We start from the raw sequence: 1,077 nt of genomic DNA, 5'->3' as shown, positions 1-1,077 counted from the left end.
AGGGGCGGCACCATCTACTGGACCCAGATCTTCGCCACCCCGGCGTGACGGGCGCACCATGTGCGACGGATTTTCGTGTTCAACCGCCTAAGTCGGAGAAATATCCCAGAATGGCCGCATGGACCTTGGGGGCGTGCGCGTACGACGCCGGACGCTGGGCGCGGCCTTCGCCGCCTCGGTGGCGTCGGCGGCGGCCGGCTGCGCGAGCACCGCCGACGACGTCGTCAACGCCGTCAAGCCGCCGGACCGGGGCACCGTCGGGATCTCGATGCCGACCAAGACCTCGCCGCGCTGGATCGCCGACGGCGAGAACATGGTCAAGCAGTTCACGCTGCTCGGCTACAAGAGCACGCTGGAGTTCTCCGACAACAACGTGCAGGACCAGGTCACCAAACTCGAGGGCATGATCGATGCGGGCGTCAAGGCGCTGCTCATCGCGGCGATCGACGGCGGGGCGCTGACCCAGGTGCTGGCCAAGGCCGCTTCGGCGAAGATCCCCACGATCGCCTACGACCGGCTCATCCGAAACACCGGCGACCTCAACTACTACGCGACGTTCGACAACTTCAAGGTCGGCGTGCTGCAGGCGAACGCCATCGTCGACTTCCTCGGCCTGGCCAGCCCGACCGGGCGCCCGGTCAACGTCGAGATCTTCGCCGGCTCGTCCGACGACAACAACGCGACCGTCTTCTACAACGGCACGATGAGCGTCTTCCGCCCCTACATGGCGGCCGGGCGGCTGGTGGTGCGCAGCGGCGAGACGACGTTCGACCAGGTGGCGACGATGCGCTGGGACGGCGCCAACGCCAAGACGCGGATGGCGCGGATCCTCGCCACGTTCTACCCGGCGGTGCCGGTCGACGGGATCCTGTCGCCGTACGACGGCATCAGCCGGGGCATCCTGGAGGCGCTCACCGAGGCCGGCTACGGCACGCCCGCGAAGAAGCTGCCGGTGTTGACCGGTCAGGATGCCGAGCTGGAGTCGGTGAAGCTGATCGCCAAGGGGCAGCAGACGGAGACGGTCTACAAGGACACCCGGGAACTGGCGAAGGTGGCCGTGCAGATGACCAACGCGTT

The 1,077-nt window shown here is 67.4% G+C and carries 1 protein-coding gene; it reads left to right on the top strand.

Annotated elements, in window-relative coordinates:
• Window positions 1–118 precede the first annotated feature (118 nt).
• Window positions 119–1,077, top strand: a 959-nt coding sequence (locus Val02_RS46955; protein WP_203905888.1) for a substrate-binding domain-containing protein, incomplete at its 3' end; no start/stop codon positions are given.

Source organism: Virgisporangium aliadipatigenens (assembly GCF_016863615.1).
GTDB classification, from domain to species: domain Bacteria; phylum Actinomycetota; class Actinomycetes; order Mycobacteriales; family Micromonosporaceae; genus Virgisporangium; species Virgisporangium aliadipatigenens.
This window is presented reverse-complemented; position numbering and strand designations above follow the sequence as displayed.